This window comes from Dactylosporangium sp. CA-052675, assembly GCF_050947935.1.
Taxonomy (GTDB): Bacteria; Actinomycetota; Actinomycetes; order Mycobacteriales; family Micromonosporaceae; genus Dactylosporangium.
In genome coordinates this window covers 9,627,849-9,654,147 of record NZ_CP192010.1, presented here as the reverse complement: position 1 = coordinate 9,654,147, position 26,299 = coordinate 9,627,849, and the positions used below count along the sequence as shown (strand labels likewise).

22 protein-coding genes are annotated in these 26,299 nt (G+C 74.0%); 13 read left to right on the top strand and 9 right to left on the bottom strand.

Annotation, left to right across the window (positions count from 1 at the left end; translation table 11 throughout):
• Positions 1-17: 17 nt before the first annotated feature.
• Both ACQP1P_RS43290 and ACQP1P_RS43285 read left to right on the top strand, forming a co-directional pair.
• On the top strand, positions 18-1,172 hold the full coding sequence (locus ACQP1P_RS43290) for an FIST signal transduction protein (protein WP_433080502.1): 1,155 nt from the start codon (positions 18-20) through the stop codon (positions 1,170-1,172).
• A 10-nt stretch (positions 1,173-1,182) separates the two neighbouring features.
• Positions 1,183-3,309, top strand: a complete 2,127-nt coding sequence (locus tag ACQP1P_RS43285) for a putative bifunctional diguanylate cyclase/phosphodiesterase (protein WP_433080500.1) — start codon at positions 1,183-1,185, stop codon at positions 3,307-3,309.
• A gap of 59 nt (positions 3,310-3,368) precedes the next feature.
• Here ACQP1P_RS43285 and ACQP1P_RS43280 read toward each other — a convergent pair whose 3' ends face one another.
• Both ACQP1P_RS43280 and ACQP1P_RS43275 read right to left on the bottom strand, forming a co-directional pair.
• Positions 3,369-4,754: a carbohydrate-binding protein gene (locus tag ACQP1P_RS43280; RefSeq protein WP_433080498.1), complete on the bottom strand. Its 1,386-nt coding sequence runs from the start codon at positions 4,752-4,754 to the stop codon at positions 3,369-3,371.
• A 174-nt stretch (positions 4,755-4,928) separates the two neighbouring features.
• Positions 4,929-7,019 (bottom strand): hypothetical protein, encoded by a 2,091-nt coding sequence (locus ACQP1P_RS43275; protein WP_433080496.1) that lies wholly within the window; start codon positions 7,017-7,019, stop codon positions 4,929-4,931.
• Positions 7,020-7,043: 24 nt separating this feature from the next.
• Here ACQP1P_RS43275 and ACQP1P_RS43270 point away from each other — a divergent pair, with 24 nt between their 5' ends.
• The 4 genes from ACQP1P_RS43270 (at position 7,044) to ACQP1P_RS43255 (ending at position 11,392) form a co-directional block, all read left to right on the top strand.
• Entirely contained in the window at positions 7,044-7,565 is a 522-nt protein-coding gene (locus tag ACQP1P_RS43270; RefSeq protein ID WP_433080494.1) for an acyl-CoA thioesterase, read from the top strand.
• A 145-nt stretch (positions 7,566-7,710) separates the two neighbouring features.
• Positions 7,711-8,256: an RNA polymerase sigma factor gene (locus ACQP1P_RS43265; RefSeq protein WP_433080492.1), complete on the top strand. Its 546-nt coding sequence runs from the start codon at positions 7,711-7,713 to the stop codon at positions 8,254-8,256.
• Entirely contained in the window at positions 8,253-9,353 is a 1,101-nt protein-coding gene (locus tag ACQP1P_RS43260) for a hypothetical protein (protein ID WP_433080490.1), read from the top strand. Before ACQP1P_RS43265 ends, ACQP1P_RS43260 begins: the two co-directional genes overlap by 4 nt.
• 89 nt (positions 9,354-9,442) lie before the next feature.
• On the top strand, positions 9,443-11,392 hold the full coding sequence (locus ACQP1P_RS43255; RefSeq protein WP_433080488.1) for an acetoacetate--CoA ligase: 1,950 nt from the start codon (positions 9,443-9,445) through the stop codon (positions 11,390-11,392).
• Here ACQP1P_RS43255 and ACQP1P_RS43250 read toward each other — a convergent pair.
• Positions 11,376-12,017 carry a TIGR03089 family protein gene (locus ACQP1P_RS43250; protein WP_433080486.1) on the bottom strand — a complete coding sequence of 214 codons (642 nt, stop codon included), beginning with the start codon at positions 12,015-12,017 and terminating at the stop codon, positions 11,376-11,378. The genes ACQP1P_RS43255 and ACQP1P_RS43250 overlap by 17 nt on opposite strands.
• Positions 12,018-12,114: 97 nt before the next feature.
• Between ACQP1P_RS43250 and ACQP1P_RS43245 the strand changes: the two genes are divergently transcribed.
• The 3 genes from ACQP1P_RS43245 to ACQP1P_RS43235 all read left to right on the top strand — a co-directional run bounded on the left by ACQP1P_RS43245 (position 12,115) and on the right by ACQP1P_RS43235 (position 16,747).
• A complete protein-coding gene (locus ACQP1P_RS43245; protein WP_433080484.1) occupies positions 12,115-14,202 on the top strand; it encodes an FG-GAP-like repeat-containing protein in 2,088 nt (695 codons plus the stop codon).
• Between the two features lie 167 nt (positions 14,203-14,369).
• Positions 14,370-15,518 (top strand): glycosyltransferase family 4 protein, encoded by a 1,149-nt coding sequence (locus ACQP1P_RS43240; protein ID WP_433080482.1) that lies wholly within the window; start codon positions 14,370-14,372, stop codon positions 15,516-15,518.
• A 110-nt stretch (positions 15,519-15,628) separates the two neighbouring features.
• Positions 15,629-16,747 carry a mannose-1-phosphate guanylyltransferase gene (locus tag ACQP1P_RS43235; RefSeq protein WP_433080480.1) on the top strand — a complete coding sequence of 373 codons (1,119 nt, stop codon included), beginning with the start codon at positions 15,629-15,631 and terminating at the stop codon, positions 16,745-16,747.
• A 105-nt stretch (positions 16,748-16,852) separates the two neighbouring features.
• Here the strand turns inward: ACQP1P_RS43235 and ACQP1P_RS43230 are convergent, their stop codons facing one another.
• From ACQP1P_RS43230 to cofD, 3 genes are read right to left on the bottom strand one after another with little or no spacing between them, the layout of a single operon-like run.
• Positions 16,853-17,401 (bottom strand): NUDIX hydrolase, encoded by a 549-nt coding sequence (locus ACQP1P_RS43230; protein WP_433080478.1) that lies wholly within the window; start codon positions 17,399-17,401, stop codon positions 16,853-16,855.
• Positions 17,398-18,477: a coenzyme F420-0:L-glutamate ligase gene (locus ACQP1P_RS43225; RefSeq protein WP_433080476.1), complete on the bottom strand. Its 1,080-nt coding sequence runs from the start codon at positions 18,475-18,477 to the stop codon at positions 17,398-17,400. Before ACQP1P_RS43225 ends, ACQP1P_RS43230 begins: the two co-directional genes overlap by 4 nt.
• Positions 18,474-19,430 carry a 2-phospho-L-lactate transferase gene (cofD, locus tag ACQP1P_RS43220; RefSeq protein ID WP_433080474.1) on the bottom strand — a complete coding sequence of 319 codons (957 nt, stop codon included), beginning with the start codon at positions 19,428-19,430 and terminating at the stop codon, positions 18,474-18,476. The genes ACQP1P_RS43225 and cofD overlap by 4 nt, the downstream gene beginning before the upstream one ends.
• Positions 19,431-19,554: 124 nt before the next feature.
• Between cofD and ACQP1P_RS43215 the strand changes: the two genes are divergently transcribed.
• Complete coding sequence (locus ACQP1P_RS43215) at positions 19,555-20,985, top strand: hypothetical protein (RefSeq protein WP_433080472.1); 1,431 nt, start codon at positions 19,555-19,557, stop codon at positions 20,983-20,985.
• A 144-nt stretch (positions 20,986-21,129) separates the two neighbouring features.
• On the top strand, positions 21,130-23,610 hold the full coding sequence (locus ACQP1P_RS43210; protein WP_433090372.1) for a bifunctional FO biosynthesis protein CofGH: 2,481 nt from the start codon (positions 21,130-21,132) through the stop codon (positions 23,608-23,610).
• On the opposite strand, the gene ACQP1P_RS43205 is transcribed toward ACQP1P_RS43210, so the two are convergent.
• Positions 23,607-24,101, bottom strand: coding sequence for a signal peptidase I (locus ACQP1P_RS43205; RefSeq protein ID WP_433080470.1), 495 nt, complete (start codon positions 24,099-24,101; stop codon positions 23,607-23,609). The two genes, ACQP1P_RS43210 and ACQP1P_RS43205, sit on opposite strands and share 4 nt — an antisense overlap.
• Before the next feature lie 383 nt (positions 24,102-24,484).
• On the opposite strand from ACQP1P_RS43205, the gene ACQP1P_RS43200 reads away from it, so the two are divergent.
• Positions 24,485-24,742 carry a WhiB family transcriptional regulator gene (locus ACQP1P_RS43200; RefSeq protein WP_033364663.1) on the top strand — a complete coding sequence of 86 codons (258 nt, stop codon included), beginning with the start codon at positions 24,485-24,487 and terminating at the stop codon, positions 24,740-24,742.
• A gap of 88 nt (positions 24,743-24,830) precedes the next feature.
• Here ACQP1P_RS43200 and ACQP1P_RS43195 read toward each other — a convergent pair whose 3' ends face one another.
• Entirely contained in the window at positions 24,831-25,184 is a 354-nt protein-coding gene (locus ACQP1P_RS43195; RefSeq protein WP_350612062.1) for a DUF3499 domain-containing protein, read from the bottom strand.
• 164 nt (positions 25,185-25,348) lie between these two features.
• On the opposite strand from ACQP1P_RS43195, the gene ACQP1P_RS43190 reads away from it, so the two are divergent.
• A complete protein-coding gene (locus ACQP1P_RS43190; RefSeq protein WP_350612063.1) occupies positions 25,349-25,798 on the top strand; it encodes a metallopeptidase family protein in 450 nt (149 codons plus the stop codon).
• A gap of 47 nt (positions 25,799-25,845) precedes the next feature.
• On the opposite strand, the gene ACQP1P_RS43185 is transcribed toward ACQP1P_RS43190, so the two are convergent.
• Positions 25,846-26,298, bottom strand: coding sequence for a hypothetical protein (locus tag ACQP1P_RS43185; RefSeq protein ID WP_433080468.1), 453 nt, complete (start codon positions 26,296-26,298; stop codon positions 25,846-25,848).
• Position 26,299 lies beyond the last annotated feature (1 nt).

Below are 26,299 nucleotides of genomic sequence, written 5' to 3'. Positions count from 1 at the left end.
GTGCCGATAGCAGGGCCATGTCAAGCACGAGTGAGCGCTGGTTCGGGGCCGGGCACAGCACGGCCGCCGACTCCGCGAAGGCCGGCGGCGAGGCCGCGGCCCAGGCGATCGCCGGGCGTACCCCTGCCGCGGTCTTCGTCTTCGCCTCCGCCGGGCACGACGCGGTGGCGGTGCTCGCGGGGGTCCGGGCCGAGGCGGGCGACGCCGTCGTGGTCGGCGGCGCCGGCCTCGGCGAGCTGACCGGGGCCGGCGCGACGGCGCACGGCGTGGCGGTCGCGGCCCTGGGCGGCCCCGGCTTCACCGTGCGCGCCCGCGCGGCCGGCGTCGCCGGGCTCGGCGCCCGCGCGGCCGGGGCCGAGGCGGCCGCGGTGATGACCGAGATCGACGCGCCCCACACCGCGCTGCTGCTCGTCGTGGACGGCACCGTGCTCGGCCCGCACGAGATCGTGCGCGGCGCCTACTCCGTGGTGGGGGCGGCGGTACCGCTCGTCGGCGGCCTCACCCGCGGCTCGGCCCAGTTCCTCGGCGACCGCGTGCTGGACGGCAGCGTCATCGGCGTCGCCCTCGGCTCCGACCGCCCGATCGGCATCGGCATCGCGCACGGCTGGCGCCGCGTCGAGCCGCCGCTGATCGTGACGCGATCGGTGGGCGAGCGCATCTACGAGCTCGACGGCGAGCCCGCCCTCGACGTGCTCCTGCGCCGGGCCGCCACCTCCGGCGCCGGCGCGCCCGGGACCGCCGCCGAGCTGTTCCAGGACGGGGTCAACCTCCAGCCCGTCGGCCTCGCCCGGCGCAGCGGCCTCGACATCCGCTCGCTGCACGCGGGCGACGACGAGGAGCGCTCGGTCTTCGGGACCGCCGAGATCCCGCAGGGCGCCCTGGTCTGGCTGATGGAGGCCGAGCGCGACGAGCTCGTGGCCGGCGCGGGGGCCGCGATCGGCGCGGCGACGGCGGCCCTGGGCGGCGCCGAGCCGCTCGGCCTGCTCGCCTTCGACTGCGGCGGCCGCAAGCTCACCCTGGGCGAGGACGGCATCGCCGAGGAGGTGGCGGCCATGCGCGACGCCCTCGGCGACGTGCCCTTCGCCGGCTTCTACACGCTGGGCGAGATCGCGCGGCTGCGCGGCGCCTCCGGACTGCACCAGCTCACCCTGGTCGCCCTCGCGCTGGCCTGAGGGGAATCCCGTGACCGCCTGGTCGACCGCTCAGCTGACCGAGTACTTCGTCGCCGTCAACGCCGCCGCCTCCGAGGAGGCCGCCATCGCCTTCGCCGTGGAGCGGGCCGCCGAGATCGTCGAGGCCGAGGTCGGTCTCGTCGTGCTCGGCGGGCGCCCGCGCGGCTCGTGGGGCTTCGGCGGCGCCGCGCCCGGGCGCGACCTGCTCGCCCTGCCCTCGGCGGGCGGGCTCGTGGACATCCCGGGGCTCGGCGACGTCCACGCCGTGCCGAGCCAGCTCGGCTCCGGCCTGCCCGGGGTGCTGATCCTGGGCCGGCTCGACGAGCCGTTCACGCCCGAGGAACGCCAGACGCTGCAGGGCATGGCCCAGATGCTCGGGGCCGCCATGCGCGGCGCCCGGGCCCTGGCCGCCGAGCAGACCCTGCGCGCCGACCGCGAGCGGGAGGCCCGGCTCGTGGAGACCCTGCTGGCCATCCAGCGTGGCATCACGAGCCGGCGCCCGCTGCAGGAGACCTTCGACGCGATCACCGGCGGCGCGGCCGAGCTGCTGGGCGACGCCTACGTCGCGCTGATCCTGGCCGACCCGGCGCCGCGGGTGGCCTCCTGCGCGGGCGGCGCCGGGCCGGGCGACCGCCCGGGCAACGCGGCCCGGGCGGCGATGCACACCGGCTCGCTGCAGGTGGACGAGGACGAGGAGGGACACGCGGTCATCGCCGTGCCGGTGCTCGTGACCGGGGAGATCGCCGGGAGCCTGGTGGCCCGGGCCGGCGACGCCGCCGGCTACCACGCCGACCAGCTCGAGGCCTTCGCCCAGCAGGTCGGCCTGGCGCTCACCGACGCGCGCACCGTCGAGCAGGTCCACGAGGCCCACCACGACCACGTGACCGGCCTGCCCAGCCGCGCCCTGTTCCTGAAGGCCTTCAACGGCCGTCCGCGCGCCGGGGTGCTCTTCATCGACCTGGACCGGTTCAAGGCGGTCAACGACAGCCTCGGCCACGACGCCGGGGACCAGCTGCTCGCCGACGTCGCCGAGCGGATCCGCGGCTGCGTGCGCGCCGGCGACACCGTGGCCCGCCTCGGCGGCGACGAGTTCGCGGTGCTGCTCGGCGACGCGCACCGCGACACCGCGGTGGCGACCGGCGAGCGGATCATCGCCGCGGTGCGGGAGCCGTTCCGGGTCAAGGGCCGCAGCGTCTACATCGGCGCGAGCGTCGGCGCGGCCCTGCCCGGCGCCGACGGCAGCGGATCGCCCGACGAGCTGCTCAACTGCGCCGACCTGGCGATGTACCGCGCGAAGCAGGACGGCCCCGGGCGGGTCGTCGTCTACGAGCCGGCCATGCACGCGGCCGCGCTGCACTATCTCTCGCTGCGGGCCGACCTGCAGCGGGCGCTCGCCGAGGGGGAGTTCGGGCTGGTGTACCAGCCGCTGGTCCGCCTCGACGCCGGCTCGATCGTGGGCGTGGAGGCGCTGCTGCGCTGGAACTCCCCGAGCCGCGGCGTCGTCGCGCCGGGCGAGTTCCTGCCGATCGCCGAGGAGTCGGGGCTCATCGCCGACATCGGCCAGTGGGTGCTGGCCAGCTCCGCCCGGCAGGTCGCGGCCTGGCGGCGGCGCCGGCCCGGGCTCACGCTCAACGTCAACATCTCCGGGCGGGAGCTGGTGCGGCCGGGCTTCGTCGAGGACGTGACCCGCACCCTGGCCGCCGCCGGACTGCCCACGAACGCGGTCACGCTGGAGCTCACCGAGTCGGTGCTCATGAGCGACCCGCAGCCGGCGGTGCTGGCGCTCAACCGGCTGCGGGCGCGCGGGGTGCAGCTGTCGATCGACGACTTCGGGACCGGGTACTCCTCGCTGGCCTACCTGCGCGACCTGCCCGTCGACGAGCTCAAGGTCGACCGCGCCTTCATCGCGCGCACCCAGCTGACCGGGCGGGACATGGCGCTGGTCTCGACCATCATGGAGCTCGGGCACATCCTCGGGCTGCGGGTCGTCGCCGAGGGCATCGAGAACCAGGCGCAGCTGGATGCGGTACAGCGGCTGGGCTGCTCCCTCGGGCAGGGGTTCCACCTCCACCGGCCGCTCGACCCGGCCGCGATCCCGCCGCTGCTGCAGATGCCGTCCCTGCACCGGGCGGCATGACGCAAGGGCCGGGCATGCGCGCCCGGCCCTTCGTCAGTGCGGAATCGCAGTGTGGGTGATCAGCGGCCCTGCAGCGACTTCACGTTGTCGCCGAAGGTCCAGCCCTTGGAGCCGTCCCAGTTGATCGACCAGTCCATGAGGCCCTTGATGCCGCTGACGCTGTTGTACGCCTGCGACACCAGCGACGGGGTCATGTAGCCGCCGCCGGCACCCGACTGCGCGGGGAGGCCGGGGACCTGCTTGTCGTACGGGATCCGGATGGTGGTGCCCTGGATCGTCAGGCCCGAGTTCAGGCAGTTGGTCTGCACCGTGAAGCCCTGGACCGTGCCGGCCGAGTACGAGTCGCCGGAGCAGCCGTACATCGAGCCGTTGTAGTACTGCATGTTCAGCCACCACAGGCGGCCGTTGTCCAGGTACTTCTTGATGATCGGCAGGTACGAGCCCCAGATGGAGCCGTACGTCACGCTGCCGCCGGTCACGTAGGCCGTCTCCGGCGCCATGGTGAGGCCGAAGTTCGACGGCATCTGGGCCAGCACGCCGTCGATGATGCGGATGAGGTTGGCCTGCGACGTCGACAGCGTGTTGATGTTGCCGCTACCGGAGAGCCCGGTCTCGATGTCGATGTCGATGCCGTCGAAGTTGTTGGCCTTGAGGATCGGCACGATCGTGGCCACGAACCGGTCCGCGACCGCCGAGGAGCTCAGGTCGATGCCGGCCGCGGCGCCGCCGATGGACATCAGCAGCGTCATGCCGTTCGCCTTGGCCTGGCACATCTCGGCCGGCGTCGGCACCTTCACGCCCGAGTCCATGCCGTTCTCCCACAGCACGGTGCCGTCGGAGCGGATGACCGGGAAGGCGAGGTTGATGACGTTGTACCCGTGCTGCGCCATCCGGCTGTCCGTGATCGGAATCCAGCCGAGGCCCGGGTGCACGCCGTTGGAGGCGCCGTCCCAGTTTTCCCAGTAGCCCTGCAGCACCTTCCCGGCCGGCCGGGACTTCACCGCGCAGCCGCCCGTGCCGCCGGTCGGCGATGTGCTCGGGGAAGTGCTCGGGGACTTGCTCGGCGAGGCCGACGGCGACTTGCTCGGGGAGGTCGACGGCGACGGGGACGTGGTGCGCGACGGCGACGGCGAGGCGGTCGGGGAGGTGGTCCCGCCGCCCGAGCAGGCGCCGAGGTCCTTCCACAGCGACGGCGTGGCCGCGGGGTTCCAGCCGGCGCCCACGTAGGCGGTGTGGGTCACCAGCGCCTGGTACGTGTGGCCGTTGTACGTCACCTGCTGGCCGGCGGTGTACGTGTTGCCCTCGGCCCAGACCGGCGCCGAACACGCGGCGGCGGCCACGTTCGTGGCGGCCTGGGCCCCGAGCACGGGCGCGAGGGCCAGTGCCGTAACGAGAGCCGCGGCCGCCCCGGTCACCAGGGCGATTGTGCGACGACGAGATCTCACGGGACCTCCTGCCCATCGATGGATCGATGAGCAGGGACGCTATCAGTTAACACTATTAAATGTAAGGGTCGGGAACCTTAAAGCGCCGCCCGTTCGATCCATCGACGGGCGTGGACGGCAACGGCCCCGCCGCTCGAGCCGAGCGGCGGGGCCGGAAGGTGATCGACGTGCGGCTCAGCCCCGGTCGCGCGGCGGCTGCGCCCAGGGGTTGTCCCGCCGCGGCTGCGGCTCGTCCGTGTCCGGCTGCTGCGTGCCCGGCTGTGTCGCGGCCGGCTGTGTCGCGGCGGGCTGCGAGCCGGTCGCCTGGGAGGCGGCCCGCTCCGCCGAGATGCGATCGAGCTGGGACTGCGCCGCGGTCGCCCGCCGCTCCGCCTCGCCCCGCGCGAACGCCGCCCGCCGCTCGGCCGCCTCGGCCGGGCTGACCGCCTGCTCCCCGAACCCGAAGTTCGCGGTCGCCTCGGCATCGGCCATCGGCGCCGAGAGCCGCGTCGTGGCCTCGTCGCCGCCGCCGTAAGGCCACAGCGTCGTGGCATCCGGGTCCTCGGCCGCGGCATTCGCCGGCTCCGCGGCACGGGCCGGCGCCCCCGGGCTCGCCGGCGGGGCGTCGGAGCGCAGCACGGTCGTGGCCTCGTCCGCGGACGGCGCCTTGATCACGGTCGTGGCCTCCTCGACCGGCGGCTGCGGCGCCATCGGCTGGAACCGCCCGCGCCGCCCCTCCGGCTCGGCGTCCCCGCCGGCGCCGGCCGGTCCGGCCGAGTGCCGGGGCCGCGGCGTCGCGGGCGACTGGGAGCCCGGGTGGAACGCCTCGGTCTCCTCCTCGCGCCCCGGACGCGACGACGCGACGGCGAACCCGTCGAACGAGGGCCCGGCGAGAATCGAGCGCTCCTCCTCGGCCGGCCCCCGGGCCGCGCGCGACGGGAGCCCGCTGGCGCTCTCGCCCGCATGCAGCGGCCGGGTCGCCTCCGTCCCGGTCTCGGCGTCGGCGTCGGTGTTGGTATCGGTGCCGGTGCTGGTGTCGATGGCCGCGCTCGGTGCCGGGACGACGGGCCACGAGCCCGAGGGTGTGTCCGTCGACCCGGGGGCCGGCGCGGGCGAGGCGGGCACCGGCCAGGCCGGCGGCGCGTCGTCGGCCGGCGGCGGCGGCGAGCTGGCCCCCCGGCTGTAGGCCACGGCCCCGGCGGCGGGCGCGTCGTCCTCGGGCGTCAACCAGGCCGGCTCGGCGGCCGCCGGCGGTGTGGAGACGGGCGGCGGTGTGGAGACGGGCGGCGCGGAAGCAGCCGGAGGCGCGGAGGCCACCGGCGGCGCCGAAACAACCGGCGGCGTGAAGACCGGCGGCGCGGCCGCGGGCGGCGGTCCGGAGACCGGCGATGCGGAGACGGGAGGTCCGGAGACAGGAAGCGCGGAGACAGAAGGCGCGGAGACAGGAGGCGCGGAGACGGGAGGCGCCGAGACCACCGGCGCCGGCGGAATGAAGGGCGGCGTCGAGACCGGCGGCGGCGCGGCGAACGGCGGCGGGACCGACCCGGGCGGCACGGAGGCCCCCGGCGGCGCCGACACCGGCGGCGTGGACACCGGCGGCGGCGCGGGCGCGAACGGCGAGGCGGCCGGCGGGGCGAACCGCGGCACCGGCTGGGTCTCGTCGGTGGGCGCGGGCGGCGGGGCACCGAACCCGCCCGGCGCCGGCAGCACCGACGTGGCGGCGGCCGGGAACGCGGTCGTGGTGGAGGGCGGCGAGTACGCGGGCCGGGCCACGGGGGGCGGAGCCGCCGGCCCCTGCCCGAGCGGGTACTCGTGGGCGTCCGCCGGCCCCTCGCCCGCCACCGGCACCAGCGGCACCGCGGTCGGCCAGGTCCGCCAGCGCTTGACGCTGAAGGCGGCGATGAGCAGCGCGAGCCCGAGCACGGCGGTGGTGCCGTTGACGATCGGCAGGCGCAGGTCCACCTTCAGCGAGGCGATCGCCAGGTCGCGGGGCAGGCTGTTCATCACCGACAGCGGGTCGATGAAGAGGCTCACATAGGTGGCGAGCAGCGCGAGTCCCGCGACGATCGGGCCGACGGGCGAGATGCGCAGGCTGGCGATGAGTCCGATGAGCAGGCCGGCGCCCAGGAGGTAGGCGGCGGGCACGAGCAGGTCGACGGAGTCGAAAGCGCCGCGCTCGACCCACTTCGCCACGGTTTCCGCGGATTGCTGCTGACCGATCGCGATCAGCAGCCAGGCGATCGGGGCGATGAACATCCCCGCGATCAGGCTTCCGACGTGTCGCATGGCTCGCACCGTACCGTCTTTGGCATGACCGAGCACACCGCCCGACCGCCCGGCCGTCCCACCGGTTACTCGCGGGTCACGCTGAGCCGGATCATGACCGCGGTCGACGTCAACCTCTACGGCACGGTCCACGGCGGCGTGATCATGAAGTTCATCGACGACGTTGCGGGCGCGGCGGCCGCGCGGCACAGCGGCGGGACGGCCGTGACCGCCTCGATCGACGAGATCGCGTTCCTCGAGCCGCTGCGCGTCGGCGACCTCGTCCACGCGTTCGCGCAGGTCAACTGGACCGGCACGAGCTCGATGGAGGTGGGCGTCCGGCTCGAGGCCGAGCGCTGGGACGTGGTCAGCGAGGGCGCCCCGCTGGTCGTGGCGACCGCGTACCTCGTCTTCGTCGCCATCGACGCCAATGGCAGGCCCCGCCCCGTTCCCGCCGTCGTCCCCGACTCGCCCGTCGACGAGGGCCGGTGGCGCGAGGCGGAAATCCGACGCGAGCACCGTCTCGCCCGCCGGGACGCGATCCAACGGCATCGATCGAACCGCTGAGGGGCCGAAAAGCGAAGAGCCAGGAGCCCATGGCTCGGGTCCGCGGTGGTCCGGACCGTCGCTCCCGCCAGGAATCCCGGCCTCCGCGGTGGCAAGAGCGGAAAACCCCCGGGAACAGCGCGACAGGCACCGGACAAGAAGGGGTGTGGACCCGGAAGGCAACCTCTTGATCGCGGACGGCTTCACCGCCCTCTACGACCGGCACGCGCGGGTGCTCTACCGCTACTGCGCGCGCCGGGTGGGGCCGGATCTCGCCGAGGACGCGGTGGCCCAGACGTTTCTCGTCGCGTACGAGAAGCGCCACACCCTCGACCCCGGCGCCGACCCGCTTCCGTGGCTGTTCGGCATCGCCACCAATGTGTTGTTCCGCCATCGCCGCGACGAGGTGCGCGGCTACCGGGCGCTGGCCCGGACGGGCGCGGACCCGCTGCTGGCGCAGATGTCGGCGGAGAGCCACGCGGCCCGCACGGACGAACGGGTGGCCGCCGGCCAGCGGGCGCGCCTCGTCGCGCGGGTGCTCGCCGAGCTGCCGGCCCGCCAGCGCGACGTGCTGCTGCTGTTCGCGGTCGCCGACCTGTCCTACGCGGAGATCGCCGAGGCGCTGCACCTGCCCCTCGGCACCGTCCAGTCGGCGCTGCACCGGGCCCGGACCAAGTTGCGCAAGGCACTCGACGAGGCGGAGCGACGATGAGCACTGACGATCATGACCTTCTGGCCCTGCGGGAGTTCCGCCGGGCGCTGGACACCCCGCCGGAGGGGGTGCTCGCGAAGGGCCGCTACCGGCTGGCCGGCGGCGAGTACCGCCCGCCGACGCGCCGCCGCCAGTGGCTGCTGGCCACCGCCGGCGCGGCCGCGGCGCTGGCCGTGGTCGTGGGCGCCGGCGTGGCCGTGCAGCACGCGGGCGGCCCGGCGGGCACCGGCGGCCAGGCCCCGGCCGAGCGGCCGGCCGCGACCGGCTCACCCACGGACGGCGGGCCCCCGGAGATCCCGATCGCGATCGGGACCCGGGCGCCGCTCAACGCCGAGGTCAGCGGCGACGGGGGTGCGACGCACGCCAAGGCGGTCGCCGCGATGGATCGCCTGGCCGACGCGGGGGCGAGCGCCCAGCCGATGCCGGTCCCGGCGGGGCAGGTGCTCTACGTGAAGACGTACAACCTGGCGGGCGGGAACCAGACCTACATCCACGAGCTCTGGATGGACCCGGCCACCATGGTCACCCTCCGCGTCCGCCGCACCGACGGCACGCAGACGATGGACGTGCCGAGCACCGCGGAGGAGATCGACCGGGCCGCGGCCCTCCCGGCGGGCATGCACCGCCCGACCGCGCAGTTCGTGGCCGGCCTGCCCACCGACCCGGGCCAGCTCCTCACGTACTGGCGGCAGTGGGCCCAGACCGAGTACCCCGGCCGTCCGGCCGACGCCATGATCTGGAAGGACGCCTTCGAGCTGATCGACTACTCGGAGCCGTTCTGGACACCGCCGCAGCGGGCCGTCATCTACAAGGCGCTCGCGAAGATGCCCGACGTGAAGGCGACCACGGCGCGGATCGGCGACCGGCCGTACGACCTCGTCTGCATGGATCGTGAACCCAACGGCTCGGGCAGCGTGGACTGCTGGTTGTTCGACTCGGCCACGGGCCGCCACGCGGGCAGCGCCTGGCCGTCGAAGGACCTGGCCCTGAACCCGGGCAACGTCGGCCTGATCGACTTCGGCACCCAGCCCCGCCCGGCCCCCGACGTGCGGCTGAGCGACCTGCCCAAGCCGAGCGGGTCCCCGAAGACGAAGTAGCGCGATGTAGGCGGGCCCCATCCGATCGAGGGATCGGATGGGGTTCACCCACACTGAGCGACCGTTCACGCGTACCGCAAGATGGACCAATGGCAAAGGTGCTCTGGGAACCCCCGTCGGACGTGCGCGAGAACACCCGCATCGGGGCATTCCTGCGCCGGCTGGAGGCCGAGCGCGGCCTGGCCTTCGACGACTACCAGGCACTGTGGCAGTGGTCGGTCGACGAGCCCGCCGAGTTCTGGCGCGCGATCTGGGACCACTTCGAGGTCATCGCGCACGTGGCGCCCGCCGACACCCTGCCCGACGCGACGATGCCCGGCGCCCGCTGGTTCCCCGGGGCCCGCCTCAACTACGCCGAGCACGTCCTGCGCATGCCCGGGGTGGCCGACGACGAGCCGATCGTGATCGCCCGCTCGCAGACCCGCGGACCCGTCGAGCTGACCGCCGCCGAGCTGCGCGAGCAGGTCCGCCGGGCCCGGGCCGGGCTGCGGCGGCTGGGAGTCGGCGAGGGGGACCGGGTCGCGGCCTACGCCCCGAACATCCCCGAGACCTTCGTGCTCCTGCTCGCCGCGGCCAGCCTCGGCGCCGTCTTCTCCAGCTGCGCCCCCGAGTTCGGCACCCGCTCCGTCGTGGACCGCTGGCAGCAGATCGAGCCGAAGGTGCTCGTGGCGGTCGACGGCTACCGCTACGGCGACAAGCCCATCGACCGCACCGCCGAGGTCGAGGCCATCCGCGCGGCCCTGCCGTCGGTCGAGCACGTGGTGCGCATCGGATACCTGAACCGAGACACGGACGCGGCCCGGGACGACTGGTCCGGGCTCACCGCGGCGACCGACGAGCCGCTCGAGTTCGCCGGGGTCCCGTTCGAGCACCCGCTGTACGTCCTCTACTCCTCGGGCACGACGGGCCTGCCGAAGCCGATCGTGCACGGCCACGGCGGCATCCTCCTCGAGCACCTCAAGATGCTCGCCCTGCACCACGACCTCGGCCCGGGGGACCGGTTCTTCTGGTTCACCACGACCGGCTGGATGATGTGGAACTACCTCGTCTCCGGCCCCGCCGTCGGCGCCGCGGTCGTGCTGGTCGACGGCAACCCGGCGCACCCCGATCTCGGCTGGCTGTGGCGGGTGGCGGAAGAGACCGGCACCACGTACTTCGGCACCTCCGCCCCCTTCCTGCTCTCCTGCCGCAAGGCCGGGCTGGTGCCGAGGGACTTCGCGGACCTGAGCCGCCTGCGCGGGCTCGGCTCCACCGGCGCGCCCCTGCCGCCCGAGGGCTTCGAATGGGTCTACGACGCCGTGTCGAAGGATCTGCTGCTGGCGTCGGTCTCGGGCGGCACCGATGTCTGCACCGCCTTCGTCGGGGGAGCGCCGCTGCTGCCGGTGCGGGCCGGGGAGATCGCCTGCCGGGCGCTCGGCGCGCGGGTCGAGGCGTTCGCGGCGGACGGCACCCCGGTGGTGGGCGAGCTCGGCGAGCTGGTGATCACCGCCCCGATGCCGAGCATGCCGGTCGGGTTCTGGGGCGACGCGGACGGGAGCCGCTACGCCGAGGCGTACTTCGGCACCTACCCGGGCGTGTGGCGGCACGGCGACTGGATCACCATCGACGAGCGCGGCGCGTGCGTGATCACCGGCCGCTCGGACGCGACCCTGAACCGCGGCGGCGTCCGGCTCGGCACGAGCGAGTTCTACTCGGTCGTGGAGGGGCTGGACGAGGTCGTGGACTCGGTGGTCGTACACCTGGAGGACCCCGAGGGCGGGGCGGGTGAGCTGCTGCTGTTCGTGGTGCTGGCCGACGGCGTCACCCTCGACGACACGCTGCGCGCGCGCATCGCCCGGGAGCTGCGCACCGCGCTCTCGCCGCGGCACGTCCCCGACGAGGTCTTCCAGGTCGGGGCCGTGCCGCGCACGCTGTCGGGCAAGAAGCTGGAGGTGCCCGTGAAGCGCATCCTCACCGGCACGCCGGTGGATCAGGCGGCCGCCAAGGGCGCGCTGGTGAATCCGGAGTCGCTGCAGTACTTCGTCACAGCACGGCGGTAGCCTGCTCCGACGCCGCGCGCTGCTCGAGCTTCGCCTGGTCGCTGTTGACGCTCAGCACGATGCTGGCCCCGGCGGCGAGCGGCGCGACGAGCCACTCGACGGGGTCGGGGTGCGCGACGGCGTCCACGAGCACGCGCCCGGCCGGGTAGCCCAGCGCCCGCGCGCGCTCGACCAGCTCCTCGGTCCCGGCCCCGCCGACCGGGCCCGGGTAGTGGTCGCCGAACTGCCGCACCTCGGCCACGTAGTCCGCGAACCCGTCCGGCACCCCGCCGCGCATCGGCAGGCCCATCGGCGCGAGGCCGAGCACGTACCGGTCGGCCGGCCCCGGCGCGCCCGTCTCCGCCGCCGTGAGGGACGCGAACTCGACGTCGGCCCCCGCGCCCGTCGGCTCCCCGTAGGCCACGCTCAGCCCGGCCGTCCACGCGCCGAGCAGCACCGCCGCGGTCTGCCAGTGCGCGGGCAGCCGCACCGCGGCCACGTCACCCGACCCCAGCCCGCACCCGTCGACCAGCAGGTTCGCGGTCTTCGACACCCAGTTGGCCAGCGTCGCCCCGGACAGCTCGGTGCGCTCGCCGGTCGCGTCGTCGTAGAACGTCAGGAACGGAAGTGACGGGTCTTTCCCCACAAATGCCGCAAAGAGTGAAGGAACTGTATTCCCCATATGTCCAATTAATCCCTTCCATAGCATCTCACCTGATTTCTAGCGAGATGGGGCAAGCGAGATGGGTGTCTGGGCAACGCGACGATACCGGCGCAGCAGGCTGGTCGCCCTCGCCGGCTGCTCGCTCGCCCTCCTCGCCGCCGGGGCCGTCGGCGGCGGCGCCGCGGCCCGCACGAGCGAGCCTCCGGTGGCCGCCGAGGGGCTCACCGCGCCGGTCGAGTGGGCCAACCCGGCGGCCAAGGCCCCCGGCGGCAGCGGTGTGCCCACGCGCGTGACCCGCGTCCCGCTCGGCGACTTCGACCGGCCCGCGGACGGGGTGAGCGCGCAGAACGGGGTGCTCGAGGGCGTACCGCTGGACGGCGGCTACCGCAAGACCACCCGCAGCCGGACGCTCACCGTCACCCGCGCCTCCGTCGAGCCCTTCAGCGCCGTCGGCGTCACCTGGCGCGAGACCGGGCGCGTCGGCGCGGTCAGCGTCGCCGTGCGCCACCACACCCCGGGCGGCGCCTGGAGCGCGTGGCAGACCGTCGGCGCCGGCGAGGCCGACCGCGACCCGGTGAGCGGGCCCGCCCGGCCGCGCGCCAAGGCCTCGCCCTCGCCGAGCGCCCCGGCCGGCGGCCCCGTCGAGCGCGGCGGCTCCGACCTCGTCTGGGTCGGGCCGAGCGACGGCGTGCAGATCACCGTCAGCGCCACCGGTGGCTCGGCCCCGCACGATCTCGCCGCCGACCTCATCGACCCGACCGACTCGCCCGCCGACGCGGCGCCCCCGGCCCCGCCCGTGCTCGAGGACGCCCCGGTCGCGCTGCGGCCGTTCATGCCGGCCATCAACCGCCGCGCCGCCTGGGGGGCCAACGAGCAGCTGATGGACTGGCGGCCGCAGTACGCGCCGATGGTCAAGGCGGTCGCGGTGCACCACACGGCGACGGGCAACGACTACTCCGAGGCCGACGTGCCCAAGATCCTGCGCTCGATCTACCAGTACCAGACGGTCAGCCGGGGCTGGGGCGACATCGGCTACAACGTGCTGGTCGACCGGTTCGGCCGACTCTGGGAGGGCCGGGCCGGCGGGCTGAGCCGCCCCGTGGTCGGGGCCCAGGCGGGCGGCTTCAACACCGGCACGGCCGGCATCGCCATGCTCGGCACGTACTCCACCGTGACCGTCCCGCCCGCCGTGGTGGAGTCGGCCGCCAGGTACACCGCGTGGAAACTTTCACTCAGCCAGGCCATCGACCCGCGCGGAACCGTGACGCTGAGCGGGGGCGGCTCCACGTCGCGGTACCCGGCCGCGACCACGGTCACCGTCCCGCGCGTCTTCCCGCACCGCCAGACCAACCCGACCGAGTGCCCGGGCGCCCGCGGGATGGACGCCCTGCCGGCGATCCGCGACCGGGCCGCCGCGCTGCTCGGGGACCTGGTCAAGCCGCAGACCGTGCGCTCGCTCATGGCGGCGTACCGCCCGGCCGACGGCACGGTGCGGCTGCAGGGCATCGCCGAGCCCATCTTCACGTCCGGCCCGAACGAGATCGCGGTGCCGGCCGACTACAACGGCGACGGCAAGGCCGACGTGGCCACCTGGTCGCCGATCACCGGCAACTGGACGATGCTGCTCACCGGCGAGGGCCGCTCGGTGGCCCAGTGGGGCCTGCCCGGCGACGTGCCGGCCCCCGCGGACTACGACGGCGACGGCAAGGTCGATCTCGCCGTGTTCCGGCCGTCCAACGGGGTCTGGTACATCAAGGGCGTCGGCGAGCTGCAGCTCGGCCAGGCCGGCGACCAGCCCGTGCCCGGCGACTACACCGGCGACGGCAAGGCCGAGCCCGCGATCTGGCGCCCGTCGACCGGCCTGTGGGCGATCCGGGCGATCCGCGAGTGGCAGTTCGGCGAGCCCGGCGCGATCGCGGTGCCCGCGGACTACGACGGCGACGGCCGGCTCGACGCGGCCGTGTGGTCCCCGTCGACGCAGCAGTTCACGATCACCGGCCAGGCCCCCGTGCGCCTCGGCGACCCGGGCGACACGCCGGTGCCGGGGCAGTACGACGGGGACGGCCGGGCGGACCTCGCGGTGTACCACGACGGGCGGTTCGACGTGCGGGGAATCGGGAACTACGAGGTCGGAGCGCCCGGCGACGTACCGATGCCCCTGAATTGAGCAAAACTTGAACTTGGCGGCCGACACATGAGTTGATTCAGGCTGAATCCTGGGTGGAACTCACGATGCGAGTCGCGTCGTGGACATCGATCACCGGCGGATCGGGCGTAGGCTTTGCCGCGAGAAGTCGCACCGAAGATCCGCACGAGTTCAAAAGGGAGTGCCCCGTGACCCCCGGCCGACCGCCACGCGTGCTCGTAGACGCCACGAGTGTCCCAGCCGACCGAGGCGGGGTGGGGCGCTACGTCGACGGTCTCCTGGGCGCGCTGGGCGCGCTCGACGCCGACCTGGCCGTCGTGTGCCAGCGCACCGACGCCGAGCGCTACGGGCGGCTCCTGCCGAACGCGCGGATCATGTCCGCCCCGGCCGCGGCCGCGCACCGCCCGGCCCGCCTGGCGTGGGAGCAGACCGGCCTGCCGATGCTCGCCCAGCAGGTCGGCGCCCAGGTGCTGCACTCGCCCTTCTACACGTGCCCGCTGCGCGCGGGGTGCCCGGTGACGGTGACGGTCCACGACGCCACGTTCTTCACCGAGCCCGAGCACTACGACAAGTCCCGCCGCACGTTCTTCCGCTCCGCGATCAAGACGTCGCTGCGGCGCGCCAGCCGGGTGATCGTGCCCAGCAAGGCGACCCGCGACGAGCTGATCCGCCTGCTCGACGCCGACCCGACCCGCATCGACGTGGCCTACCACGGCGTCGACCCCGAGGCGTTCCACGCGCCCAGCGACGACGAGAAGGCCCGCGTGCGGGCGCGGCTGGGGCTCGGCTCGACGGAGTACGTCGCCTTCCTGGGGGCCAAGGAGCCCCGCAAGAACGTGCCCAGCCTGATCCGCGGCTGGATCTCGGCCGTGCGCGACCGGGCGGACCCGCCCGCGCTGGTGGTCGCCGGCGGCCAGGGCCACGACGACGAGATCGACGGGGCCATCGCGGAGGTCCCCAGCCACCTGCGCCTGCTGCGCCCGGGCTACCTGCGCTACGCGGACCTGCCGGGCTTCCTCGGCGGTGCGGTGGTCGCGGCCTACCCGTCCTTCGGCGAGGGCTTCGGCCTGCCGATCCTGGAGGCGATGGCCTGCGGCGCACCCGTGCTCACCACGCCGCGGCTCTCCCTGCCGGAGGTGGGCGGGGACGCGGTGGCCTACACCGGACCGGGCCCCGACGAGATCGCCCGCGACCTTGCGGCACTGCTCGACGACACCGAGCGACGTAACGCTTTGGCCAAGGCCGGCGCCGCGCGCGCCAAGGAGTTCACCTGGGAGTCCAGCGCCGAGGTCCACCTCGCCGCATGGGCCAGAGCCGCGGGCCCCCGCGGTTACTGACCCGGGGTGACCTCGAATGTCACCCGCCGAAACGACGCGAGGCGATTTCGGTAATGGTGTTGACACCCCCGAGTTGTGAGAAGGCCCCCTTTTCCGGGCATGATGGGCGCGTGTTCTACGCGGTGATTCCTGCAGGTGGCAGCGGCACGCGGCTCTGGCCGCTGTCGCGAGCCGGCCATCCGAAGTTTCTCCACGCCCTCACCGGGACCCCGTTGTCGCTGCTCCAGGCGACCTACGGGCGTCTGGAAGGCCTGGCGACGCCCGAGTCCACGTTCGTGGTCACCGGCGTAGCGCACGCGGCCGCCGTGGCCCGGCAGCTGCCGGGCCTGCCGGAGGGCAACATCCTCGTCGAGCCCACGCCGCGCGACTCCTGCGCCGCGATCGGTCTCGCCGCGGCGGTGATCGCCCGCCGCGACCCGCACGCCACCATGGGCGCGTTCGCCGCCGACCAGCTGGTCCGCGACGTCCCGGCCTTCCAGGACACGCTCCACCGGGCGATCCAGGGCGCCGAGGACGGCCTGCTCATGACGATCGGCATCACGCCGACCCACCCCGAGACCGGCTACGGCTACCTCCACGTCGGCGAGCCCACGGGCACCGGCGACGTGTGCAAGGTCGCCGAGTTCGCGGAGAAGCCCGCGTTCGACGTGGCCCAGCGCTACGTCGACTCGGGGGAGTACCTCTGGAATGCCGGCATGTTCGTCTGGCGCGTGGACGTGTTCCTCGACGAGCTCGCCCGCCAGCAGCCGACCCTGCACGACGGCCTGCGGCGCATCGCCGAGTCCTGGGAGTCGCGCGAGCGCGAGGAGGTCCTGGCCGAGATCTGGCCCGGCCTGACGAAGATCTCGGTCGACTTCGGCGTCATGGAGGGCGCGGGCCGCGCCGGCCTGGTCGGCACCGTGCCGGGCAACTTCGGCTGGAACGACGTCGGCGACTTCCACACCCTCGGCGAGCTGCTCGAGACCGACACCGCGGGCAACGTGGTGGTCGAGCTCGGCAGCGTCATCGACGACCCGGTCGTCGCCCCGAAGCCGACGGTCCTCATGCAGGACGCGGAGCGCGTGGTCGTGGTGCCGCGCTCGGGCCGGCTGGTGGCCGCGGTGGGCGTGAGCGACCTGATCATCGTGGACACGCCGGATGCGCTGCTGATCTGCCCGCGCGCCCGCGCGCAGGACGTCAAGAAGCTGGTCGACTCGCTGAAGGAGCGCGGCTCGAGCGAGCTGCTGTAGGGCGGCGCCCTCTTCCGGGCCCGGGCGCTGTCGTCCGGGCCCGAACGGTTTCTTCCGGCCGCTTGCTCGTGCTTGGCGTTGCTCGTGCTTCGAGCACCAGACGGGTCAGGCGCGCTTGGCCCAGGCCAACGCCGGCCCAACCAGCTGCTCGGTGGCATCGGCGAGCGGCTCCGGCAGCGAGTCGGGCGCGAACCACCCGAGCGCACTCGACTCCGCGCTGACGAGCTCCACGGCCCCGGCCGGCGCGATCGCCGCATACCGGATGTCGTAGTGCAGCGACGACCCGCCCGAGCAGTGCACATGGTGCACATCGAGGTCGATCGGCGCCTCGCTCACCCGCAGCCCCAGAATCCCCGACTCCTCGGACGCCTCGCGCAGGGCCGCGCCCGCGATCGTGGTGTCCGCCGGCTCGCAGTGCCCGCCGAGCTGCATCCAGCGGTTGACCCGGCCGTGCAGGCACAGCAGCACCCGCTCCGCGTTGGCGTCCACGACCAGGGTGCTCGCGGTCACGTGGCCGCCGGTGTGCTCGCGCCAGACGGTGGTCGGATCGGGCCTTACGAAATCCAGGAACCGCTGTCGGGTCGCCTCGGCCTCCGGCGAGGGAGCCGCCCAGCCCGACAGCACCGCCAGTGCGTCCTCGTGCAGCGTCGTCATAGTGACGGCAGGCTACCGCGCCCGATGACGAGCACGCCGAGGGGCACGCCGCCCTCGGGCAGCTCGGCGGCCAGCGTCGCCGGATCGGTGACCTCCAGCCAGCCGCTCGCAAGCCCTTCAGCTGCGAGAACGGCCCGCAGCCGCTCCGCCTTGCGGCCCGCCTCGGCCGCGGCGCGCAGGTCGCCGGCCGGGGACCACACGATCACGGCGGCCACGGTGTCGGCCGGAACCGTCACGCTGCGTGTCGTCGGGAACGGCAGGGCGGGCAGGCGCACGGGTCCGTCGGCCGGGGCGAAGCCGGTCGCGTCGGGCAGCTCGGCGGCGGCGCGCAGGCCGCGGGCGGTGGCTTCGGCGGTACCGAGCGCGAACAGATCGGCGTCGGCCCCGCGAATGAGCTCGGCGGCGCCGCGGCCGTGCTCGGCCGGGAAGGCGCGCGCGAACCCGCGCACCACCGCGACCGGCACCTGCGTCGTCTTTCCTTTGACCAGCTCCGCCGCGGCGGCCAGCTGGTCGATCTGGGCCATCTGGGTGAGCTGGAGCTCGTTGCCGTACGCGTCCCGCAGCCCCCGGTAGTCGACCACCGCGTCGACGCCGGCCGCGCCGATGGCGAAGTCGACGAGGCCGAGCCGCCACGGCCGGCCCATGGTGTCGGTGATGACGACGGCGACGTCGAGCCCGAAGCGCTCGCGCAGCTCCTCGCGCAGCGCGCGGGCCGAGGCGTCCGGGTCCTTGGGCAGCAGCACCAGGTGCGTGGCGTCGACGTTGGACGCGTCGATGCCGGCCTGGGCGAGCACGAGCCCGTGGTGCGTCTGCACGATGCGGGTCGGGCCGCGCTCGGCGACCACGCGGGCGGTCTCGGCGCGCAGCGCGGCCTCGCGGGCGGCGTCGCGGTCGGGCCCCTCGGGCGGCAGCTCGACCAGCCGGCCCTCGGCCTTGCTCACGATCTTGCTGGTGACCACGAGCACGTCGCCGTCGCGGAGCCAGTCGGCCGCCCCGGTGATGAGCTCGGCGAGGTTGTCGCCCGGTCGGACGTCGCCGATGCCGACGACGGGGTGGATTTCCAGCGACGGGATCATGCGACACCCACCGTGGCCAGCGCGTCGCGGACCATGGTCGCGGTCGTGGCCTCGTCGGTCATCCAGAGCGGGACGGCTCGCACCCGCAGGCCTGGCACGACCACGCCGGCATCCGACGAGTCGACCAGCCAGGCGTCGAGGACCCCGCCCTGCGACCGGGCCCCGAGCAGCCCGCCGACGCCGGCCGCGCTGACCTCCACGCCCATGACCTCCAGGCACTTGTCGGCCATCCCGCGCACCGGGGCCGAGCCGATGACGGGGGAGAACCCGGCGACCGGCGCCCGGCCCCCGGCCACGGCGTCGCGGATCGCGGGCACCGCGAGGATCGGGGCGATGGAGACCACGGGATTGCTCGGCGCCACCAGGACGACATCCGCCGCCGCGATCGCGTCCAGCACCCCCGCGGCCGGCTTCGCGGTCTCGGCCCCGACGAACACGAACCGCTGGGTGGGGATCTGCGCGCGGTGGCGGATCCACCACTCCTGGAAGTGGATCGCGCGGGTCGCGCCGTCGACCTCCACGACGGCGTGCGTCTCCACGCGGTCGTCGCTGGCCGGTAGCATGCGGATCCCGGGCTGCCAGCGGTCGCAGAGCGCCTCGGTGACCGCCGAGAGCGGGTAGCCGGCCTCCAGCATCCGGGTGCGCACCAGGTGGGTCGCGATGTCCTTGTCGCCGAGGCCGAACCAGGTGGGCTCCGCGCCGTAGGCGGCCAGCTCCTCCTTGACCGTCCAGCTCTCGCCGACCCGGCCCCAGCCGCGCTCCGGATCGGCTCCGCCACCGAGCGTGTACATCACGCTGTCCAGGTCGGGGCAGATGCGCAGCCCGTGCAGGGTCACGTCGTCGCCCACGTTGATCACCGCGGTGACGTCGGCGCCCGTCTCCCGGGCCACCGCGCGCACCCCGAGCAGGAAGCGCGCGCCGCCGATGCCACCTGCAAGAACCACGATCCGCATGCGTCCAATCCTGCCCCACCGTCGTCACGGCCCGGTTGGGGGTCTCTCACGGACGCGGGAATCGTCGCCGGGAGCTAGGCTGCTGGCGACCTGTTGCACGGACCGCTTCATTTCGGGAGAGCCAGTGAGCACCCAGCCACCCGATCCGACCCCCACCGGGGCCTACCAGCCCCAGGCGGCGGCGCAGTATCAGACCCCGGCCCCGGCGACCCAGGCCGTTCCCGTCTCGGGTGCCGCGCAGCAGTATCAGGCCGCCCCCGTCTCCGGTGCCGCGCAGCAGTATCAGGCCGCGCCGGCCGCGCCGGTCGCGCCCCCGGACGCGAAGAAGGCCCGCGGCCTGCTGGAGCCCTACCGCGAGCTGGCCGCGTTCGGCCTGCTCGGCGCCGTCGCGCTGATCCTGGTCGCGGGGCTCGTGCGTGTCCTCACCGGCCTGTTCAACTCGTTCCTGGCCACGGCCACCGCGTCGTTCTCCAACGTGATCGGCTTCGAGGTCATCCTGCTGCCGATCGTCGCGGTCGTGCTCGTGCTGCTCCTCGACCCGGTCACGCCGCGGGCGAAGACCGTCGTGCTCATCGCGATGGTCGAATACGCGATCGCCGCGGTGCTCGGCCTCGTGCTGCTGCTCGGCGGCCTCATCGGCGACTTCCGGAGCGAGGGCCCGATCGGCTGGGCGCTCGGCGGCTTCCTCGAGCACCTGGCGGGCCTCGCGCTCATCGGCCTGGGGCTGTTCCTCGCCGCGCGGCTCTACCTCGGCGCCTACGCGGCCCCGAAGCCGGTCGCCTCGCCGTACCAGGGCTACCAGTACCAGCAGCAGGCCTACGCCCAGCAGCAGTACGCCCAGCAGTACGCGCAGCACCAGGCCGCGTACGCCGCCCAGCAGACCGGCTACGTCACCGGCTCCCAGCCCGCCGCGGCGCAGCCGCAGCAGGGTGCCCAGCCGCAGCCGGCCCAGCCGGCCTACGCCCAGCAGCAGCCGACCACCCAGGGCTGGCAGCAGCCGGGCACGGGCAGCACGCCGGCGGTCGCCGCGCAGCCCCAGGGCTACCCGGCCCAGCCGACCTCGGGTGGATACGCGGCTCCGGCCTACGCGACCCCCGCGTATGCCGCGCCGGCCGCCCCGGCCGCACCCGCCCCGGCCGCGCCCGAGACCCCCGCGGCCGAGACGGCGGCGCCCGCGGCCCAGCCGGCCTCCGGCCCGCCGCTGAGCTCGCCGTTCGCCGCCTACACGGCGCCGGCCCCGACCTCGGTGGCCGACGAGCCCGTCTCGGCCTCGCCGGCCGACGCCCAGTCGTCGACGCCGCCCGGCGGGTTCGCCTCGGCGGGCTGGCCGGGTGGCCACTCGACGCACCCGGCCCCGGCCGAGGAGGATGGCACGGCGGTGCTCACCCCGGCCGACCCCGACGCCACCCAGCAGGCGCCCGTGGTCAAGCCGGCTGAGCCGGCCGCACAGCAGACCGCGGACCCGGACCGCACCACGGTCCTGCAGCCGGGCGCCAAGAAGGACGACGAGGGCGAGGCGACCCAGCGCACCCAGGCGATTCCGCCCGGTAACTGACCGTCCCGCTCGAACGCCCGTGGCCGCGACCCAGTCGCGGCCACGGGTGGTATTACGTCACACACCGGCCTGCCTAGGAATCGCCCTCGGGCGGCCTACAGTTCGGTGGTGACACCTGAAGGTAGAGGCACCGAAGGCAACGCCATGCGCCGGGCACTGCGGCGGGCGGCCGATGGCCGGACGCTCGACGCGACCGAGGCGGCCGTCCTGCTGAGCGCCCGCGACGCGGCCCTGGAGGAACTGCTCGGCATCGCCGGCGCGGTGCGCGACGCGGGGCTCGCCGACGCCGGGCGCCCGGGCGTCATCACGTTCTCCAAGAAGGTCTTCGTCCCGCTCACCCGGCTGTGCCGGGACCGGTGCCACTATTGCACCTTCGCGACGGTGCCGCACCGGCTGCCCGCCGAATACCTCGAGATCGACGAGGTGCTCGAGATCGCCCGCGAGGGCGCCCGGCAGGGCTGCAAGGAGGCCCTGTTCACGCTCGGCGACCGGCCCGAGGAGCGCTGGCCCCAGGCCCGGCGCTGGCTGGACGAGCGCGGCTACGACTCGACGCTGTCCTACCTGCGCGCGTGCGCCATCGCGGTGCTGGAGGAGACCGGCCTCCTGCCGCACCTCAACCCCGGCGTGCTGTCGTGGGCGGAGCTGCAGCGGCTCAAGCCCGTCGCGCCGAGCATGGGCATGATGCTCGAGACCACCGCCACCCGCCTGTGGTCGGAGCCGGGCGGCCCGCACTTCGGCTCGCCGGACAAGGAGCCCGCGGTCCGGCTGCGGGTGCTCGACGACGCCGGGCGGGTCGGCGTGCCCTTCACGACCGGCATCCTCATCGGCATCGGCGAGACGCTGGAGGAGCGGGCCGAGTCGATCTTCGCGATCCGCCGGACGATGCGGGAGTACGGCCACGTCCAGGAGGTCATCGTCCAGAACTTCCGCGCCAAGCCGGACACGGCCATGCGCGGGATGCCCGACGCCGAGCTGCAGGACCTGGCCGCGAGCATCGCCGTGGCCCGGCTCGTGCTGGGGCCCAAGGCGCGCATCCAGGCCCCGCCGAACCTGATCGACGAGGAGTACGCGCTGCTCATCCGGGCCGGGATCGACGACTGGGGCGGCGTGAGCCCGGTGACCCCGGACCACGTGAACCCCGAGCGCCCCTGGCCGGCCCTCGACGAGCTGGCCGCAAGGACAAAAGCCGCCGGTTTCGTACTGCGCGAGCGTCTGACGATCTACCCGGAGTACGCCCGCCGCGGGGTGCCGTGGCTCGACGCCCGCCTCGTGGGGCACGTCGAGGCCCTCATGGAGCGCGACTCGGGCCTGGCCGACGAGTCCGCGATGCCGGTCGGCCGGCCGTGGCAGGAGCCGGACGGGGGGCACGAGGACAGCGGCCGCACCGACCTGCACACCGCGATCGACGAGCAGGGGCGCAGCGCGGACCGCCGCGGCGACTTCGACACCGTGTACGGCGACTGGAACGAGGTCGCCACGCGCCTGCCGCGGACCGCGCCCGAGCGCCTGGACTCCGACGTCCACAGTGGACTGAAGCTGGCCGGGAGCGACCCGGGCGCCCTGCTGCGGCCCGAGCACGAGGCGGCCGCCCTGGCGCTGTTCACTGTGGACGGTGCCGGGCTGGACGAGCTGGTTCGCATCGCCGACGACCTGCGCCGCGAGGCCGCCGGGGACGACATCACGTTCGTGGTGAACCGGAACATCAACTTCTCCAACGTCTGCTATGTGGGCTGCCGGTTCTGCGCCTTCGCCCAGCGGGAGCGCGACGCCGACGCCTACCGGCTGTCGTACGAGCAGGTCGCCGACCGTGCCGAGGAGGCGTGGAACGCGGGCGCCACCGAGGTCTGCATGCAGGGCGGCATCGACCCGAAGCTGCCCGTCGGCGCCTACGCCGAGCTCGTGCGGGCGGTCAAGGCGCGGGTGCCCGGCATGCACGTGCACGCGTTCAGCCCGATGGAGGTCGTGACCGCCGCGGCCAAGGCCGGGGTGTCGATCCGCGACTGGCTGACCCAGCTCAAGGAGGCCGGTCTCGACACCATCCCCGGCACGGCCGCCGAGATCCTCGACGACGAGGTCCGCTGGGTGCTCACGAAGGGCAAGCTGCCCACGTCGGCCTGGGTCGAGGTGGTGAGCACGGCGCACGAGCTGGGCATCCGGTCGAGCTCGACGATGATGTACGGCCACGTCGACCACCCCGGCCACTGGCTCGGCCACTTCCGGGTGCTGGCCGGCATCCAGGACCGCACCGGCGGCTTCACCGAGTTCGTGGCGCTGCCGTTCGTGCACCACAGCGCGCCCATCTACCTCGCCGGCATCGCGCGTCCCGGCCCCACCTGGCGGGACAACCGCGCCGTGCACGCCATGGCCCGCGTCCTGCTGCACGGGCGCATCCCCAACATCCAGTGCTCCTGGGTGAAGCTCGGCGACGAGGGTACGGTCGCGATGCTGCGCGGCGGCGCCAACGACATCGGCGGCACGCTCATGGAGGAGACCATCTCGCGCATGGCGGGCTCCGAGCACGGCTCGGCCCGCACCAGGGAGGAGCTGGAGGCGATCGGCCGGGCCGCCGGCCGCCCCGTGCGCCGCCGCACGACGGTCTACGGCCGGGTCGAGGACGTGGTCTAGCCGATCGTCGTGGGCACCATTGCCACGCCGGCCACCAGCGCGCCCAGCAGGAGCAGGCCCAGGATCCGCCGGCCGGGGATGAGCAGGGCCAGCAGCAGCGCCCCCAGGGCGATCTTCACGGGGTGGGTCCGGACCTGCTGGACCGGCCACCCCACGTGCGGCAAGATCAGCCGCACCGGCCCCACCACGTGCTTGCGGTCGACCGCGCTCGGAGCCGCCCGTGGGTCCGCGTCGCCCTTGACCGTCAGCGCGCCGTCGGCCGCCTGGGCCACGACGCGGTGCGTGACCGGGCCCCGAGGATCGTTGTACGTGACGATCTCGTACTGCGCGACGGACTGCGCGTGCGGGTCGACGAAGATGAGGTCGCCCGCGTGCATCGAGGGCGCCATGGACTCGGACATCACGACGTAGGGCTTCCACCCCAGGCCGGCGACGCCGACGGTGAACATGATCACGGAGACGGCGGCGCCCAGGAGCACTCGGCGGATCATGGGCGGGCCGTGAGGTCGGGTCTCAGCTTTTGCCGCACATCGGCGCAGTTCGGCCAGGTCACGCGCGGCTTGAGCAAACTTTCCGAGACTCTTCCGGCGCGTCCGGCGTGTCGCCCGTTACCTCCGGTGGGGCTTCGTCGGTATGGGTACGGCACGGGGTGCAGGCGATCGCCCGAGCGGGCCTATTTAGCAGGTTCGGCTTGACGACGCACGCATTACACGCGTGTAATTTCACGGGGGATGTTCGCCGGATGGGTTCCGACAACCTGTCAAGCGGACATAAGGAACACCGCGCCGAGGTACAGCAACCTTGTAGGACATGCGCCTTCCGCGTGGGGGGTTGCGCCGGCATTGACGCCGGTGCGCAAGAAGGAGGCACGCTGATGGACGGCCGACCAGTCGTGGCCGACCTGCTGGGTAACGCTCCGGAGTGGCAAGAGCGCGCTTTGTGTTCGCAGACCGACCCGGAGGCTTTCTTCCCGGAGAAGGGCGGGTCGACGCGCGAGGCCAAGCGCATCTGCTCGCGCTGTGAGGTGCGGGCGGACTGCCTGGAGTACGCGCTCGGGCACGACGAGCGCTTCGGGATTTGGGGCGGGCTCTCGGAACGCGAGCGTCGCAAGCTCAAACGACGGGCTGCTTAGCGGATCGGATTTTCGAATTCGGGCGCCGATCTCCTTTTGGGGGTCGGCGCCCCTTTTCTTGGAATTGTTATGCGCTCGGAGGAATAATCTACGCGTCGGGGGGAATGACGCGCAGATGCCCGCGCCGGCCGAGCGGATGCTGCTGGTCGGGCTCCTCGCGGTTCGGTGCCGGCCGGGCCGCCTCGCGCACCGCCTCCGCGAGCGCCACGAGGTCGTCGTTGGTCGGCGGCGGCGGACCGTACTCGCCCTCGTGCCGCACCAGGTCCCAGCCCCGCGGCGCGGTCAGCCCGCGGGCGTGCGACTCGCACAGGTCGTAGGAGTGCGGCTCGGCGAACGCGGCCAGTGGACCGACAACTGCGGTCGATTCGGCATAAACGTACGTCAACGTCGCAACGGGAGATCGGGGGCAACCGTTGCGCGAGCATCGACGTGGGGTCCTCACGGCCAGACGGTATCGCTCGAAGGCCGCCGCGTCGTCCCGTAAGGCCCGCGACACGCCGACGTGACCACGGCGACACGCCCGCACGGGCGACCGTCGCAAGAGCCCGGCGACCCGCGGCGGCCGCACCGAGCCCGAGGAGGGAACCTGGCGCTAGGCTGAACAGCGTGGCGAGCCCAGACCGACGACGCAGTGGACCGGGCCGGCGCGGTCGCGATCGGCACGGCCGGGGGCTGCGCGGCCGGCTGGTCCCCGCGTCGCTGCCGATGTCCCGCACACGCGCCGAGATGTTCGACGACCTCGTCCTGGACTCGGTCGAGCAGCTGGAGCAGCGCTTCTCCCAGGAGCTGGCGGGGGTCGAGTTCGCCGTCGAGGACGTCCCCCCGGAGCTCAACGTCTACGACTCCGACGTGCTCGAGGACGGCGAGGTCCCGCTGGCGCGCCTGCTGCCCGGCCGCCCGGGCCGGCACGGGGTCCCGCCGCGCATCGTCCTCTACCGCCGCCCGCTCGAGTTCCGCGCCGCCGACCACGACGACCTGGCCGACCTCGTGCACGACGTGATCATCGAGCAGGTCGCCAACCTGCTGGGCGTCTCGCCCGACGAGCTCGAGGGCTGAACGATCCCCGGACGGCTCCACTGTGGACCCGCCGAGCAGCCCGGTCGTCAGAGCTCGTCGATCCGCACGCCCAGCACGTCCTTACCCCGCTCGACCTGCTGGTCCACCCGCAGCGAGCGGTCGCCCCGGATGCGGCCCACCTCGGCCCCGACCACGCGCTCGGCCTCGACCACCCGCTGGACGACGTGGACGGTGGCGCCCGCCCGCTTGGCCGTGGCGATGGACTCCGCGACCTGGTCGGCCAGGCCCGGGTCGGCGGCCAGCCGGGCGCTGAGCACGCGGACGAAGGCCTCCTGCTCGGCCTCGGGGGCCTGCTCGAACCGGGTCATCGCGTCGGCCGCGGCCGGGTCCGGGGCCAGCGCGCCCTTCAGCCGCCGGTAGAGCCGCTGGGTCGCCTCCCAGACCGCCTGCCCGGCCGCCCCGGCGTACTCCTCGGCGGCCTTGCGTACGTAGGGAGCCAGCAGCGTGACGGCTCCGGTGGCGATGATCGCGATGTCCATG